This is a genomic window from Microcoleus sp. Pol1C5 (assembly GCF_036701115.1).
Taxonomy (GTDB): Bacteria; Cyanobacteriota; Cyanobacteriia; order Cyanobacteriales; family Microcoleaceae; genus Microcoleus.
Genome location: NZ_JAUBQE010000017.1, coordinates 35167 through 48665 on the forward strand (window position 1 = coordinate 35167; position 13499 = coordinate 48665).

Sequence of the window (13499 nt, forward strand, 5' to 3'; positions counted from 1 at the left end):
TTTAAAATTACAAAAAAAGTAGCCGCTTAAAAAAAGGGCGATACTGTTTGAGTATCGCCTAATTTTACAGCGGAAATCAAAAGTCTTAAATAAGGGAGTATGTATGTCTGAACTCTTTCAGGCTGTGATCGCCAGCGACGAAAAAACCGACTTGCGTCAGTTTGTCAGCGATTTACGCGCTTTGGGAAACAAATATTTACTGCGAAACGACATAGTTAACGCTTTTGCAGCCTACTGCACCAAATACGAAAAGCCCGAACAGTTCCATCAATCTTCTCTTTTAAGCAAACTGATTTACTACGTTCAGGAAATTATTCTCGAAGATGGCAGCTTTTGCGTCTTGCTGCGGCCAAAAATTGCTAGTATGGAAATAGTACGAGTTGCAGACGACTTGAGTGTTGAGCAGATGACAGTGCAAGAATTGCTCGACGTGCGCGATCGCTTCGTCAACCACTTTCACCCCCAAGAAGGCGATATTCTCGAACTAGATTTCGGCCCTTTTTACGATTATTCCCCCACCATTCGCGACCCCAAAAACATCGGCAAAGGAGTGCAATTCCTCAACCGATACCTGTCCAGCAAACTGTTCCAAGACGCCAGACAGTGGCAAGAAAGTCTATTTAATTTCTTGCGAATTCACCGCTACAACGGCGTACAATTACTAATTAACGATCGCATAAAATCCCAAGAACAACTTTCCGAACAAGTCAAAAAAGCCCTCACCTTTGTCAGCGATCTTTCTGAAGAAGAACCCTATGAAAGATTTCGACTGGTCCTGCAATTGATGGGTTTCGAGGCCGGTTGGGGAAATACCGCAGCCCGCGTACATGAAACCCTAGGAATTCTTGACGAATTAATTGATTCGCCCGATCCTCAAACCCTAGAAGCATTTATTTCTCGCATCCCGATGATTTTCAAAATCGTCCTAGTTTCTCCTCACGGCTGGTTCGGCCAAGAAGGAGTTTTGGGGCGGCCGGATACGGGAGGTCAGGTAGTTTATGTCCTCGATCAAGCCAAGAGTTTAGAGAAACAACTGCAAGAAGACATTCATCTTGCAGGTCTCGATAGTTTAGGAGTCAAACCTAAAGTAATTATTCTCACCCGGTTAATTCCTAACAGCGACGGTACGCGCTGCAACGAACGTTTGGAAAAAGTTCACGGCACGGAAAATGCTTGGATTTTGCGGGTTCCATTCCGGGAGTTCAATCCCAAACTGACTCAAAATTGGATTTCTAGATTCGAGATTTGGCCTTATTTGGAAACTTACGCGATCGATTCAGAAAAAGAACTTCTGGCTGAGTTTCAGGGGAAGCCAGATTTAATTGTCGGCAACTATTCCGACGGTAACTTGGTAGCGTTTTTGCTGTCTCGCAAACTAAAAGTTACTCAGTGCAATATTGCCCATGCGCTGGAAAAATCTAAATATTTGTTCAGCAATCTCTACTGGCAAGAATCAGAGGAAAAGTACCATTTTTCGCTGCAATTTACGGCGGATATAATTGCCATGAATGCAGCTAATTGTATTGTCAGCAGCACCTATCAAGAGATTGTGGGCCAACCCGATAGTGTCGGTCAGTACGAATCTTACCATTGTTTTACGATGCCGGATTTATACCACGTTGTGAACGGGATTGAACTGTTCAGCCCTAAATTCAACGTCGTGCCGCCGGGAGTTAACGAAAGTGTGTACTTTCCCTACACGCGGATCGAAGACCGGGTGCAAGGCGATCGCGATCGGCTCAACGAATTGCTGTTTACTCTAGAAGATCCGGAACAAGTCTTTGGAAAACTCGACGACCCGCACAAGCGCCCTTTATTTTCCATGGCGCGGCTCGATCGCATTAAAAACATGACAGGCTTAGCAGAATTGTTTGGAAAAAGCCAGGAATTGCAAGAAAAATGCAACTTAATTCTAGTAGCTGGCAAGCTGCGGGTCGAAGAAACCGAAGACTACGAAGAAGCAGAAGAAATTAAAAAGCTCTACGCAATTATCGACCAATACAACCTTCACGGTAAAATTCGCTGGTTGGGAGTGAGGCTTTCCAAAAGCCTGTCCGGCGAAATCTACCGGGTAATCGCCGACGCCCAAGGTATATTTGTTCAGCCAGCATTATTTGAAGCTTTCGGCTTGACAATTCTCGAAGCAATGATTACCGGTATTCCCACTTTCGGGACGCAGTTTGGCGGTCCGCTGGAAATTATTCAAGATGGCGTAAATGGGTTTTATATCAACCCGACCAACCACCAGGAAACTGCCCAAAAACTTCTAGATTTTTTATCGAAATGCGAACACAATCCCAACTATTGGTATGAAATTTCAACGCGAGGAATTGACCGAGTTTACAGCACCTATACCTGGAAAATTCATACTACCAAGCTGCTGACGCTGGCGCGGACTTACGGTTTCTGGAACTACTCGTCCAAGGAAAATCGCGAAGATATGCTTCGCTACATAGAATCGCTGTTTTATCTGATTTACAAGCCGAAAGCGAAGGCTTTATTGGCAGAACACGCGAACCGATAACTGCCGAATTTTGCTTTTTATATCAAATCCGTTGGCATCGGAATTATTAATCTCTCTCTTCCCTTTCTCTGTATCCTTTCCGTCAATAGGGGTTTAATAATTCCGGTACAACCGAAATTGGTATTACGGGGAGATAGAAGGAAAAAACTTCGCCTTTCATAGATCGACTTTGTACAAAATCCGCCTGTAAAGATTTGTGAATGACGGCAGGTTTTGTACCATAAGACTGAGGCTAATATACGTGGTTTATACGAAAATATTGACTTTGGTCACGAAACATCTCTGAATCAACCGGGTTTATAGGAAGAGTGGGAACTTGCCCCTACTTCAAACACGTAACTTCCAACTCGCAACTTCTGAGTGCTGGTGTCCCTATTGCCGAAATTCTAGAGACCTGGCCAGATATAGCAACCGTGCCAGAAGGTTGAACTTTCTTAATGGTCCAAACCAATGCGGTCTATTACCCCTTCTCTCGGACTTCTTGTTACCCGATCGCGAAGTGAAATGGTCTTGTTCCTTCTTCCTTTTGTTATATGTTTCAGAAAGCAGTCCGGGTAATACAATTAGATTTAGAAACATGAAAACAGCGAAACCTTGTCAAACCTCACTAACAGGATGAAATTTATGCGTGTGACTACTGTTACGATTTTCAGCTTGATTGCTCTGCTCGTTCCCGGCTTAACCCGAAAGGCCACTGCTGCTTTCGACTCCGAACCCTTGGTGCAGGAAGAGTACCGCAGAGATTTTACGGCTCCCGCCGATCCGGGTGCGTCAGCATCGCCCGAGGGAAAGTCCCAAGCAGATATGTTTAACAAGCCTTTTTACGCCGGCGAGCAGCCAGTGAGAAAGGAAAAAACTATCTCGGCGGGAGCTGACGGGCCAGAAGTTGCCGCCATACAGCAGCGCTTGCAGGTGCACAGTTTCAAGGTTGGGACGATCGACGGTACCTATGGCTCTCGCACTACATCGGCGGTTCGTGCCTTTCAGCAGTCTAAGGGTTTGAACGCAGATGGCATTGTGGACAAAGAAACTTGGACAGCTTTAGCAGCAGATCCGGCATCAGCTTCTGAAACTGTGCAGAGCAATGCTCCTATTCTGAGCAATGCTGCGGTTCCCGGCAATCCTCCAACTCTTCTAAATAAAGGCGCTGTCGGTTCCAAGGTGAAGACGCTACAGGTGCGTTTGGAAATACAGGGTTACGATCCGGGCCCGATCGACGGCATTTTTGGCGCTCGCACTGCTACGGCTGTCAAGAACTTTCAGAAATTTAAGGGTTTGATGGCTAGCGGCATGGTGGACGAAACAACCTGGAAAGCGCTCGGCCAAAAGTAAGTGACAAGTGAAAAATACGGAAAATTGCTGTGGCGATAACTCATGATTGAACCCGGTGTCCCAAAATGACCGGGTTTCTCGATGTTGGGCGATCGAGCAATTGGGTCATTACCCTGCGGATTTATCAGTGGGTCGCTTCCTTCAATCTAAAATCTAAAATCTAAAATCTAAAATCGATTGACCGATCGCTCTGTTGTGTGCTAGAGTAATTGAATGTCTAAATGCGGATATGGCGAAATTGGCAGACGCGCCAGATTTAGGTTCTGGTTCCGAAAGGAGTGAAGGTTCAAGTCCTTTTATCCGCACTACTCTCACAGCTTTGTACATCAATAGTTTCAGGTTTGTTACTGTACAGTAACAAATTATTTTTGACATACTTACCCCTCTCAATAGACGCTGATTCTTGACACTTGACTGACTGACGCTATCGAGCAGTATCAACTGCACGATCGAGTATTTCAAAGTCAACTACGACTAACCCATAACCATCCTCAGAGAACCGATATTCTCCTCGCTCTAGTGCATCTGCAAAGGTCTCCAGATAAACGCGAAAATTAGGTGCAATCAGCCCTCTAGTAGGCTCCTGCCACTCAACAATAATGACTTGTCCAACATTTCCGCCTGCTGCTGGGGCTAAATTTACGCATTCGCAAGCACCATTGCTTTCCATTGTGAATGGAATCCAATTCTGGTTCCACCAACCGTTCCAGATTCCTTCAAAAATATTTTCACGATCGCACCTAAAATTATCGTCTGAACAATCCTGCCATTTTTCAGATATTTCGATCGCGCTTTCGAGAGAGAGGAACTCCAAGTGGGGGAACAGGGAATAAGATTCTTCATCCTGACCGTTATGCACGCGGTAAGACAGCGTGAAATCTTCGGGAAACTCTACACCAAAAAATGCTTGTGCCCGATAAATCTCCTCATCAGTAGCGCCTGGTTTAAGACTTTTCAGCACTTGAGGTGCATTGGCTGCCAGCCAATTATGAATTCTTTCCCAAATTATTTTCATGAGAAACCTCCGAAGCTAGAAACTCAGTCTATGCGAGAACTGAGAGGAAAGCGAGATAGCGGTTTTAACCGCCTAAAATTCAACCGGGGTGCTGACTTTCTTTGCCCTGCTACTTTTTATCGACTCTAACGAGCGCTGAGGTCATTATAGCAATCCTAACCACGCTCAACTGCTTCAATCTGAACCTTTTTTCCATCTTCTTTCCCCTCCTCTGCGTCCTCTACGGTTCGTTCAATCATTCCTGAATTTAGCTTAATTTTTAGCGACTATGACAACAACTTTCTAATCTATTACGTCAAGGAACATCTAATATTCTCAAATCACGGCTCAAAAAAAAACTTGTAGATTTGTGCCTCTCACGGACTGCTGCTACAGCGATGCCTTCTCAATTGATGGTGTCAATCTACTCGGTTCAGGCGATAAACAAAGCAATCATCGTCACCGAACTTTCGGTACTCGATAAATTGAAAGCCCAGACGTTCATAGAAATGGTGGGCGCGAGTATTATTGGCTAGCGGATCGACGAGGACAGCTTTCACCGCCGGATCTGCGAAACATCTGGCAATTGCAAGCTGCATCATTTGTGTTCCATAGCCTTTGCCTAAATCGGTTTGTTCCCCAATCCAAATATCAATTGCACGAAGATCAGCCGTGACATCACCCCAATAGTTGCTATCCTCGCGTGCCGGATCAATAATCTGGACAAATCCGATCGGACGACCATCGATTTCAGCAATCAATTGCTCCCTCCAATCGGGCGCGCGCTCAAGTTCCACCTCCCAAGCCCAGTCATCGTTAGGATCTGACGCAATTACGTGAGGTTGCTCATCCCAGTGTCGTAACAGATCCAAATCAGCGGAAGTCGCGGAGCGTAGATTAATCATAACTTCTTTGAACGTCAAACTTGTCATAGCTGAGATCCGAGTTTTCCCAGGTAATATTGGCTCGATCGCCCCTCGCTTACCCTGACTAAAATCATACTCTGTTTCCCTAACTATTCCTCCTCAATCATACTTTGGACAATATTCATATGATGCTTAACGGCTAAATTGAGTGGCGACAAATATCACAAAAACTAAGCGACATGACGCTGATTATGGCTTCAACGTCGTGTTAGCGGGCTGGCATACAATCATTATCCGTCATAGCACAATATAACTCTTGGCAGACTCCAACGAAATGTCTGGGAGATTACGAAGCATATCATCCCATGTCTTCTGTGCTTGCAATGCTTCTATAACGACTTGAAGCGGCTCTGAGAATATGGCTGGAAAATCTGCCTCTTCGGAAAACTGAATCTTGAATGCTAATTGCTCTTGGGGCGGGGTGAACTGAGCGTTGACTCCTTCTTTGTTACCTCTTGCATCAACCCGATACCAACCAAATTCAGGTAGATGGATGGCATTGAAACCGTGCAAACTATACGGCGCACCCTTGTCATCAATACTTAACCGCTGGTAGCAAAGACCTGCTGGAATGTCATTTGCTCTTAGTAACGCTGCTAGCAAGTGACTTTTCGCATAGCAATATCCTGTTTTGTGCTGAAGTACATCTGAAGCTCGACAGGTCACAGGACTCATTTGATAGTCATAACTGTGACGAATTTCATCTCGCACCCACTCAAAGCAAGCCTTAGCTATCGCCGTTGGTGTCTCATATCCCGATGCGATTTGTTTAGCACATTCCATAATTTCGGGATGCTGCCAATCAATAACTTCACTCACTTTCAAGTATTCTTCCATGTCAACCGCTAGGAACGCTATAGCCTCAATTGTAAACGCCTCACCAACAAATTTGAACTGTGTTAGCCAGTAACCTTTCCATCCTCTGTGCCCTCTGCGTCCTCTGCGGTTTGTTCAATCCTTCCCCCATTAACCTCAATCTTTTTCTGCTGACGTTCCGACGCAGCTTTTTGCAGCATTTTCAACTTTTCAGGGTCAGCATTCGATCGCCAAAACAACTTATGATCCTTAATTTTAACGCAGTTTTCCTCCAAACACTTCACCCACTCCCGATGTTTTTTAGGTGCGCCACGATCGAGAATCCCTAACTTTTCTTCTTGGCGAGTGAGTTTCGCAAACTTGTCGTAATGGGGATAACTAGCAGTAACAAAAGCTTCTTTTCTAACTAAAATTGGCGGATTATACACATCAGAAAAGTCTTGATAGCTGACCGAAAGATCGCGCAAATCTATGTGCATAGAAGTGTGAAGGGCTGGATGGGGGTTAGTGTCAAAATCGGGATAAAATAAATAGGAAATCTGAGGTTTGCGAGCGTAAAATTTGATAATTGTCGCCCCGTCAAGCCTGCCAATTGTGCGGTTGGCGCAGCCTTCGTAGAGCCGCAGCAAAGGGTCAAGTTCTTCTAATGCAGAGACGTGAACTGAAAGGGAACCGGGCTGTTTGTAGCCGATCGCACTATCTTCGCAGCAGTCAGCCACAATATCAGGTTTGCTCAGACTGTATAGCATTAAATCTGCCAAAGTGCAAGCTTTTTGATAATTGTCAAACAAACCTTTAATGTCGTTGCGGATTTGAGCCGGGAGTCGGCGCATTGAAGGTCGATCGCCCAAACCGTTGAGAGCGAGATATACTAGCAAATCTTGGCGGCGCTTATCGGCGATTCTCTCCCAATCATCCGCATCCGTTGCTTGCAAAATCACCCTCCAAGCGCGATTAAAACTGTGAAATTCCCCTTTAATTACCGATTCTTCAGCTAATTCGCCTTTAACCGGAAGGCGGCCCCGATCGCTCACAAAATCCATCAAAGGAGCCAACATTTCCGTATAATCCTCAAACCGCTTAACTTGCGATCGCACTCTGGGAGTCGATAAGTGCGATCGAAACCGAGAAGCGCGAAAACCTTCACCCTCCGCAGCATCACGAAACACAAAATAAATCCCCAAAGCCACAGGAATTGCATCAACACTCAAAACTTGGTCAATATAAACCTTCAACTCTTCTTGTTCGTAATACTTCTGAAAAGTATTCCGAGAAGTAATCACCCCATCCCCGTAAGCAATTTGACCTCGATCGCTATCATCAATCAAAACTTGAGCCGCTACAACTAATAAACTCTTAGTTAATTCCCAAGCATTCAGCAAAGCTTCTCGGCGTTCCGCCAAAGATTCAATGACATTAATCACATAACCAATATTCACAATATCAGCACAAATTCGCGGAGTATCCGGCTGATAGTATGGGTCCCAACCAGAAATAGCATAACCCTCTTGTGCAATATATTTAACATCCCCGCCGTAACCGCAACCGTAGTCAAAAAAAGTCGCCCCGTCCCTCACTAAATCAGCTTCTAAAACCAGACGCAAAGGTTTAGAAAGAGAGTTGCGTACCATCGCAGCTTTGTGTCGCTCGATTTTGGGAATTGATACTTCACTATTCTCCTGTTTCAAACGCTCGACAACAGCATGATCTTGGATTTCCACACCGCAATATCCCAAATATTTGAGCCAACCCTCGCGAGTGCCGATAACGCTAGTATTGTCAAGCAGCCCCCACTTTTCCTCGCAGCGAGTCAGCCTCGCAAACTTTTCGTAATGGGGATAATCTGCAGCTACAAAAGTTTCCTTACGGTGCAAAACCGGGGGATTTTCGCTGTTGCTGTAATCAAAACATTTAACTTCCCCAGTTGCTAGATTAATCTGGATGCTGGTTTGCAAAGCAGGATGAGCATCTGTATCGAAATCAGGGTAAAAAAGATAAGATATTTTAGGTTGATGGAGTGAAATTTTAACTAAAGTTGCTTCATCAATATTTTCCAGAGTGCGTCTGGCACAATTTTCGTAGATTCCGAGGACAGGGTTGAGTGTCTGCAAAGCCGAAACGTGAACATAAAAAGCCGTCGGTAATTTTTTTCCCACCTTGCTTTCCCGACAGCAGCGAGCCACCTTTGCTAGGAGATTGTCAACACATAAATTATTGATTTCCTCGAGCGAGTACGGCCCAGGATTTGCAGAATCTTGCTCAGAGATAGCCTCGTTTTCGTACAATAAAACTTCTCGCTCAAAAATCATCAAAGGCGTTAGCAGTTTTTCATCATTTTCTAATGAATCGCTATCTAAAATAGTGTTTGTACTGGTATCGTAATTCATAGCTAAATTAATTATTTTTTTAATTAACCGCAGAGAACGCAGAGGACACGGAGTGAAGAAACAAACAAAATTTTCCTAGATTGTCTATATGTAGGATGCACACTCCGTAACATACCGCTTTATTTATTAGTCTTTTAGAGAGGGATTTCGTTTTTGTAAGGGCGATTTTAATCACCGAGTAATATCGACTACGAGCGAGTAAGATATTAACCAAACATTCGAGTTTCCACAAATTCTTTAACCCGGGCTAAATGACTAGACAAACTCACTAATATATTCTCAACCCTCTCAATATTTAATAATTGCACCTCTGATGGTTTAGATTGAAAGCCTCGCGCTTGATGCTCCAATTGTGCGGCTAAATCCGACATCAGAGCAACTCCCACATTAGCGGAAGTTCCCTTGAGACGGTGGGCTTGATATTCCACAGCTTGCCAATCTTTAGCTTCTAGAGCTAGTTTGGCAGCAGCCATATCAGCTTGGGCGCCTGCCACAAAAGCTTGCAAAAGTCGCTCTGGCAATTTAATATTAACTCGTCCGAGTTGCTCCAATCTGCTCTTGTCGAACAGTCCGTCGTAGTCTCTATGTTCCCAAGTTTGAAGTCCGATCGCCCTTGGTGTCGGCCCAGCCACAACCTGCGCTTTTTCCACAACTTCTGTATAACTTGTTGCTAATGGAGATTTATTTTCAGAATTAATACTTTTAACTCCATACTTATTTTTACCATGAACATTTAGGGCTTCATACTTTTTCAGGGCCGCCGCCAAAGCATCTAAATCTACAGGCTTGCTGAGATAATCGTCCATCCCCGCCGCCAGACATTTTTCTCGTTCCCCCGGCATAGCATGAGCAGTTAAAGCCATCACAAAAGTATGCCGCTCGCTTCCTTCGATTTGCCTCAACTTTTGGACCGTTTTGTAACCGTCAAGTACCGGCATTTGACAGTCCATCAGCACTAAATCATAGCTTTTTTTTGCCAGCAACTCCAGCGCTTCTTGACCGTTGACCACGCAGTCAGCCTGATAGCCTAAAACAGCCAACTGTTCGACAAGAACTTGTTGATTTATCGGGTGGTCTTCCGCTACCAAAATTCTCAGCGATGACGGCGAATTGGAAGTAACATATTGAGAATTAACTGGTGACAACTTGCAAGTATTAGTAGGGTCCACTCTCCCAAACTCTCCCGTTGCCTTCACCGGCGCAAGCATTGCCTCCAGCAGGTGGCTTGGCCGCACTGGCTCGATCAAATATCCGTTAAAACCCTGACGGCAAAGCGCTTCCGCCTTCGGCTGTTCCCGCAAAGCAGTCATGGCGATTAACGAGCCAACTATAGAGGTCGATCGCACTTTCCTAGCAAATTCCTCCGCATCCAACTCTGGCATTTGCAAGTCCACAAGCACCACATCCCAGCTTTTTCCCCCCTCCCCCGAATTCTGAGAAATCCCGCCCTGGGCATTGTTCAACCAACTCAAAGCCTCAGCAACAGTTTCCGCCTCATCGCAGCGGGCCCCCCAACTTTGAGCGAGCGATCGCACGGCTGCCCTTCTCAAAGCGCTTCCAGAGACTACTAACAGTTTCTTGCCCGCAAGTTCGGGATCGTGAGGCTCAACTTGCAACTGTTTTTCCAAAGGTACAGTAAACCAAAAAGTAGCACCGCTGCCTAGCAAACTGCGAACTCCAATGTCCCCTCCCATCATCTCCACTAACTGCTTGCAAATAGCCAAACCCAAACCCGTCCCGCCGTATGGCCTAGTAGGAGAATCGTCTACCTGAGAAAAAGATTGGAACAGCTTTGTTTGCCCTTCTGCGGAAATTCCAATGCCAGTATCCCGCACGGAAAACAGCAATCTTGCTTGTTGTCTACCATCTGCCAGTCGGTTGCCCTGTTTGACAGTTACGTGAACTAGAACTTGACCGCGATCGGTAAATTTTATGGCATTCCCCGTCAAATTCAGCAAAACTTGCTTCAATCTGCCCGCGTCGCCAATCAACTTTCTCGGAACTGAGCTGTCAACTAAAATATTTAATTCAATACCTTTTTCTTCGGCCAAATGCGCTATAATTTCTATCACCGACTCAACGCAACTATTCAAATCAAAATTAGCCTTGTCTAGCCGCATTTCTCCAGCTTCAATCTTAGAGAAATCGAGGATATCGTTAATAACATTCAGCAAATGTTCAGCACTGCGGTAAATAGTCTGAGCGCAGTCCCGCTGTTTTTGTTCCAGAGGAGCGCGCAGCAGCAATTGAGCCATTGCCAAAACTCCATTCATCGGAGTGCGAATTTCGTGACTCATGTTCGCCAAGAATTGCGACTTCACCCGGCTCGCTTCTAAGGCAGTTTCCCTGGCTTCCACCAACTCATTAATCTTGTCGGCAACCATCACGATTCCCCCGACTTTCTCGTCTGGATCGTACCAAGGGTGAGCAGCCCACCGCAGGTACAGAACAGATCCGTCGGCTCGTTCCCAGGCATCTTCGCTCACAGAAACTACCTGACCTGTGAGCGCTTGTTGGTACATTAATTTCCAGCGATTCGGCGTATCTGGAAACAATTCGTAATGGCTGAGATTATTCAGGGACGGCAAGTCCAAATTAAATTGACTAACCCATTTTTTAGAGTTAGCCATATAGCGCATTTGTGTATCGAACATCGCCATTGCTACAGGCACGCAAGTAATAATTTGTCTCAGTTGCTGCCGTTCCCTTTCCAGAGCGTCTTCCGCTTGTTTGCGCTCAGTAATGTCGCTAATCATACCGGCCATTCGCAGCGGTTTTCCTTGGGAATTGCGCTGAGCTTTTCCCTGAGAAGTGCAGTAGCGGTAAAGACCGTTCGAGTGTAGCAGCCGGAATTCTACATTATAGTCTATTTCTTGTTCCAAGTGAGCAGCGATCGCCGCGACGATTCCCTCCTTGTCATCGGGGTGCAGGCGGTTGTATAGAGCGTCCATCGTCCTGCCAAATTGCTTTCGCGACAAACCGATAATTTCCAAAAGGCGATCGTTCCAATAAACCTCATTTTTACTTAAATCCCAATCCCAAATTCCGTCGTTCACTCCCTCTAAAACTAACCTGTAGCGTTCCTCGCTTTCCTTGAGTTTTTGACTGGTATGAAAGGCTTGAGATTCGGCGCGGTACACGCGCATGGCATTGTACAAACTGCGAGACAAACTATCGGGAGAAAGCTTGTTTTTAGCAATATAATCAGAAGCTCCAGCCTTCATTAATTCCACAGCAATTTGTTCGTCGCCTTGACCTGTGAGAACAATTAAGGGAACTTTCAGCCCCGCTTCTCGGAGATTTTTTACCAAACTGAGTCCGTCTCCGTCCGGCAATCCGTAGTCGAGCAATACGCAGTCAAATTTGCATTCAAATATTTGATTTAATAGCAGCCCATTTTCTATCTCATCAACCTCGCTTAAAAGTTGAGATTTATTTTGTTTGGATAGTTTAGCAGTAGCCTGGGCATAATTTTTGTTGACCGAGAGTTGGGCCAGCGCATCCGCGCAGTCTTCTGCTTCAGTAACTGCTGCCGAAACACCAGCGGACTTGAGCGAACGTTTGATCGCCATTCGATCGACTGCATCGTCATCAACTATCAGAATTGTGAGAATTTTGTCCATAAAAACCGAATTGTGGATTACTCCGAAAAAGCTGCTGTCGAGAAAAAGGAATTAAAATAACTGCATAGCTGAAAAATCATAGAGCTCCCTTGAAAAATTTTTTATTAAAAATTCCCTATTTTAGTTAGGGAATTTCGCTCAGCATCCAGTATCTGTTGAGGGTAGCCATCACTTCCACAAAGTTAGAAAAAGTAACAGGTTTAAGAATATATCCCGCTACATTCAAATTATAAGCTTTTACTTTATCTCTATCTTCATTAGAAGTGGTGAGAACAATCACCGGAATCGACCTCAAACATTCATCCAGTCGCAATTCTTGCAAAAACTCGATCCCGCTCATTCTCGGCATATTCAAGTCCAGCAAAATCAACCGGCGGGCTTGAGGCATTGGAGGATCTATTTTTCCTTCTCCACGTAATATAGCTAGAGCTTCTAATCCATTGGCAGCAATGTAGAGGGGGTTGACGATGTTATTTTTTTTGAAAGCTCGCCGGACGTTCATCACATCAACCTCATCATCTTCTACCAAGAGAATATGAATTTTTTTGTCTTGCATAAATCAGCCATTTTATAGATGTTTTTTAAGCGCCCGTCTCGTTGGCGATGTTTAGTCAGCACGGATCGCGAACCCAGCAGGTTTAATCTCTATTGTCCTTTGTCAAGAATCATTTATGCCTGAGTCGATGACAGTATCTACCTGCAGGCGTACTCGCCCATCATTCGATTTTAGATTTTAGATTTTAGATTTTGGATTGACACCACGGATAAATGCGGGGGCTTGAGGATTTTAGATTTTAGATTTTGGATTGATTCCACGGATAAATCAGGGGGCTTTTACCCTCAAGAAATTCTTGGTCAGAGAATGAGCGGTGCAGCGGAGATCCAAAAACTCGCCAA

At 45.0% G+C, this 13499-nt stretch carries 8 protein-coding genes and 1 tRNA gene; 3 read left to right on the forward strand and 6 right to left on the reverse strand.

The features are described 5' to 3' along the window. The first annotated feature begins 103 nt into the window (after window positions 1-103). From QUA23_RS11695 to QUA23_RS11705, 3 genes are all read left to right on the forward strand, one after another. Window positions 104-2524: a sucrose synthase gene (locus QUA23_RS11695; protein WP_333076256.1), complete on the forward strand. Its 2421-nt coding sequence runs from the start codon at window positions 104-106 to the stop codon at window positions 2522-2524. 624 nt (window positions 2525-3148) lie between these two features. Next, window positions 3149-3856, forward strand: coding sequence for a peptidoglycan-binding protein (locus QUA23_RS11700; protein WP_333076255.1), 708 nt, complete (start codon window positions 3149-3151; stop codon window positions 3854-3856). Window positions 3857-4079: 223 nt separating this feature from the next. Further along, a tRNA-Leu gene (locus QUA23_RS11705) sits at window positions 4080-4161 on the forward strand. Window positions 4162-4280: 119 nt separating this feature from the next. On the opposite strand, the gene QUA23_RS11710 is transcribed toward QUA23_RS11705, so the two are convergent. From QUA23_RS11710 to QUA23_RS11735, 6 genes are all read right to left on the reverse strand, one after another. Further along, the gene (locus tag QUA23_RS11710) at window positions 4281-4871 is read right to left on the reverse strand and encodes an SMI1/KNR4 family protein (protein WP_333076254.1); all 591 of its coding nucleotides are present in this window, start codon (window positions 4869-4871) and stop codon (window positions 4281-4283) included. Window positions 4872-5269: 398 nt separating this feature from the next. Then, entirely contained in the window at window positions 5270-5782 is a 513-nt protein-coding gene (locus QUA23_RS11715) for a GNAT family N-acetyltransferase (RefSeq protein ID WP_333076253.1), read from the reverse strand. A 231-nt stretch (window positions 5783-6013) separates the two neighbouring features. Then, on the reverse strand, window positions 6014-6613 hold the full coding sequence (locus QUA23_RS11720) for a transglutaminase family protein (protein ID WP_333076252.1): 600 nt from the start codon (window positions 6611-6613) through the stop codon (window positions 6014-6016). Window positions 6614-6675: 62 nt separating this feature from the next. Next, window positions 6676-8979 carry a DNA phosphorothioation-associated putative methyltransferase gene (locus tag QUA23_RS11725; RefSeq protein ID WP_333076251.1) on the reverse strand — a complete coding sequence of 768 codons (2304 nt, stop codon included), beginning with the start codon at window positions 8977-8979 and terminating at the stop codon, window positions 6676-6678. A gap of 206 nt (window positions 8980-9185) precedes the next feature. Next, window positions 9186-12602, reverse strand: coding sequence for a response regulator (locus QUA23_RS11730; RefSeq protein ID WP_333076250.1), 3417 nt, complete (start codon window positions 12600-12602; stop codon window positions 9186-9188). Window positions 12603-12726: 124 nt separating this feature from the next. Next, window positions 12727-13158, reverse strand: a complete 432-nt coding sequence (locus QUA23_RS11735) for a response regulator (protein ID WP_333076249.1) — start codon at window positions 13156-13158, stop codon at window positions 12727-12729. Between the last annotated feature and the right edge of the window lie 341 nt (window positions 13159-13499).

Bases quoted from the DNA above. Each gene is read 5' to 3' on its own strand.
- QUA23_RS11695 (WP_333076256.1), top strand. From the start codon at position 104: ATGTCTGAACTCTTTCAGGCTGTGATCGCCAGCGACGAAAAAACCGAC.
- QUA23_RS11700 (WP_333076255.1), top strand. From the start codon at position 3,149: ATGCGTGTGACTACTGTTACGATTTTCAGCTTGATTGCTCTGCTCGTT.
- QUA23_RS11710 (WP_333076254.1), bottom strand. From the start codon at position 4,871: ATGAAAATAATTTGGGAAAGAATTCATAATTGGCTGGCAGCCAATGCA.
- QUA23_RS11715 (WP_333076253.1), bottom strand. From the start codon at position 5,782: ATGACAAGTTTGACGTTCAAAGAAGTTATGATTAATCTACGCTCCGCG.
- QUA23_RS11720 (WP_333076252.1), bottom strand. From the start codon at position 6,613: ATGGAAGAATACTTGAAAGTGAGTGAAGTTATTGATTGGCAGCATCCC.
- QUA23_RS11725 (WP_333076251.1), bottom strand. From the start codon at position 8,979: ATGAATTACGATACCAGTACAAACACTATTTTAGATAGCGATTCATTA.
- QUA23_RS11730 (WP_333076250.1), bottom strand. From the start codon at position 12,602: ATGGACAAAATTCTCACAATTCTGATAGTTGATGACGATGCAGTCGAT.
- QUA23_RS11735 (WP_333076249.1), bottom strand. From the start codon at position 13,158: ATGCAAGACAAAAAAATTCATATTCTCTTGGTAGAAGATGATGAGGTT.